1 protein-coding gene is annotated in these 235 nt (G+C 46.0%); it reads right to left on the reverse strand.

The window, feature by feature from the left end:
* On the reverse strand, window positions 1-235 hold a 235-nt coding region (locus tag G9F48_RS19565), incomplete at both ends, for an ABC transporter transmembrane domain-containing protein (RefSeq protein WP_165410001.1).

The following is a 235-nucleotide window of genomic DNA, read 5'->3' on the forward strand; positions in this document are numbered from 1 at the left end:
TCCTGCAGGCAGATTATCAAAGTAGCGGATCGGCATTTTCTGAATGTGTGAAAATACATCCTGCCTCATGCGCTGTATGATCCGATTCGCTCCCATCTGCAGCAGATAATGCTGGCCGTAATGAAAACATACGGAAAACATGAGCAGTCCCGCGTAAATGGCGGTCAGCGTCAGCAATCCTTTTATTTCGGGACGGTAAAATTGAAAAATCTCCTGTCTTGATAACGTAATGGCG

Origin of the sequence: Bacillus sp. EKM420B (genome assembly GCF_011065565.1) — a bacterium.
Classification (GTDB): Bacteria; Bacillota; Bacilli; order Bacillales; family Bacillaceae; genus Bacillus; species Bacillus velezensis.